The organism is Halobiforma nitratireducens JCM 10879 (genome assembly GCF_000337895.1).
GTDB classification, from domain to species: domain Archaea; phylum Halobacteriota; class Halobacteria; order Halobacteriales; family Natrialbaceae; genus Natronobacterium; species Natronobacterium nitratireducens.
Window position 1 is genome coordinate 1 of the sequence record NZ_AOMA01000140.1, and the last position, 2,293, is coordinate 2,293.

Here is a 2,293-nt window from a genome sequence, read left to right on the forward strand (position 1 = left end):
CCTTCTCCTGGTAGGGGAAGTCGTCGCCGACGGCGGCGCTTGCCGCCCAGAACCGGACTGCGTCGACGGGGTACTCCGCAAGCACCTCGTCGGGCTCGACGACGTTGCCCCGCGATTTGGACATCTTCTCGCGGTTCTCGTCTAAGACGTGGCCGTTGATCATCGTCGCGTCGAACGGCACCTCGCCGGTGTGTTCGTAACACTTGACGACGGTGTGGAACAGCCAGAACGAGATGATGTCGTGGCCCTGGGGACGCAGGTCGAAAGGGTACAGCTCCGGCTTGTCCATGGTGAACTCCTCCGCGTCGGCGTCCCAGTCCCAGCCGGCGTTGATCAGTGGGGTCAGCGAGGAGGTCGCCCAGGTGTCGAAGACGTCGTCTTCGGCGACGAACTCGTCGCCGCCACACTCGGGACAGGTGTCGACGTGTGGCTCGTCGGAGAGGGGATCGACGGGGAGGTCCTGCTTGCGAGCGATAATCTCGTGATCGCAGTCCTCGCAGTACCAGACCGGGAACGGAATCCCCGAGTCGCGCTGGCGCGAGATCAGCCAGTCCCACTCGAGGCCCTCGATCCAGTGTTTGTAGCGAGTGAACATCTTCTCGGGGTACCAGTCCATCTCCCGGCCGGCCTCGAGGTACTCCTCCTTGTGATCGAGGAGTTCGACGTACCACTGCTTGGAGACCCGAAACTCCACGGGCGTGTCACAGCGTTCGTGGACCTGGACGGTGTGGGTGATCGACTCGCGGTCGCGCAGATGACCCGCATCGTCCAGATCATCGACGATGGCCTCGCGGGCCTCGTCGGTAGACATCCCCTCGTAGTCGCCGGCGAGGTCGGTCATCGTCCCCGACTCGTCGATGGCGACCCGCAGTGGGAGGTCGTGGGCCTGGTACCACTCGATGTCCTTCTGGTCGCCGAAGGTACAGCACATCACGACGCCGCTGCCTTTCTCCATGTCGACGCGGTCGTCGGCGATGATCGGCACTTCGTGCCCGAAAATCGGAATGCGGGCGGTTTCGCCGACGAGGTCCTGGTTCTCCTCGTCGTCGGGGTGGACGAACACGGAGACACAGGCCGGGATCAGTTCGGGACGGGTCGTCGAGATGACGAACTCGTCGCGTGAGGCGTCGCCGGTGAGTTCGAACGCGATGTCGTTGAAGTGTGCGCCCTTGTCCATATCCTCCATCTCGACCTGCGAGATTGCCGTCTCGCACTCGGGACACCAGATGGCGGGGGCCTTCTGACGGTACTCCCGTCCCTGCTCGTAGAGGTCGATAAACGACAACTGGGAGATGCGCTGGACGCGGGGTTCGATCGTCTTGTAGGTGTTCCCCCAGTCGATCGAACAGCCGAGCCCCTGCATCTTCTCGGTGAACTCGGCCTCGTACTCCTGGCAGACGTCCCGGCAACGCTGCTGGAACTCCCGCCGTTCGTAGTCCTGGTGGCGGATGTCCAGTTCCTTCTCGGTCAGACGCTCGGAGGCGATCCCGTTGTCGTCGTAGCCGAACGGAAAGAGCACGTCGCCGTCGTGCATCCGCTGGAAGCGCGCGGCGAAATCCTGCAGCGTGTGGCCGTAGAGGTGGCCCATGTGGAGGCTGCCCGACACCGTCGGCGGCGGCGTGTCGATGGCGTAGACGGTGTTGAGGTCTTTCTCGGGCTCGCTCTCGTAGGCGTAGACCTCCTCGTCGACCCAGCGCCGTTGCCAGCGCTCCTCGACCGCTTCGGGATCGTAGGACCCCTCGAGGGTGGGGTCCTCGAGGTCGGCGTGGTCGCCGTCGGGGGCGTCCGCACTCATGATTTCACCGCCCGGGGCGGGCGTCGATGCGTCGGCACGAGCGTCGATCGTCGTGATCGGTGTCGTTGATCCATAGCTGATACTGGCCGTTGCTCGGTGAAATTCGGTCGGGAACAATACATCCGTCGAAACGGGGTGGGTATGCGGGGCTACGAGGCCCCTACGAACACGGCATCGCGCGGGCCGTCGGCACTGGCTTCAACCGCGACGGAACCGGTCATACTCCTACGTAGCGACCCGATCCCTGTTAGGTGTTTCGCGTCCGGCGGTGCGTTCGCCCACAACTCGCCGGCCTCACCACTAAGGACCTCGTGGGCGAAGAGGGCCCACTATGGATCGCACACCGTCGTCGACGACCGGAGACGGTATGCGCGGCGTCGACGTCGCGGGCCCACCCGACGCGCCCGCGCTCGTGTTCGTCCACGGAGCGATGTTCACGCGGAAAATGTGGGCCCCACAACGTGATGCCCTGGCCGACGAGTATCGGGTCGTCGCTCC

2 protein-coding genes are annotated in these 2,293 nt (G+C 64.5%); one reads left to right on the forward strand and one right to left on the reverse strand.

The features are described from left to right. A partial coding sequence (locus tag C446_RS13340) for a valine--tRNA ligase (protein ID WP_049920236.1) occupies window positions 1-1,795 on the reverse strand: 1,795 nt, incomplete at its 3' end. A gap of 331 nt (window positions 1,796-2,126) precedes the next feature. On the opposite strand from C446_RS13340, the gene C446_RS20085 reads away from it, so the two are divergent. Continuing rightward, the coding region (locus tag C446_RS20085) for an alpha/beta fold hydrolase (RefSeq protein ID WP_006673650.1) at window positions 2,127-2,293 on the forward strand (167 nt) is incomplete at its 3' end.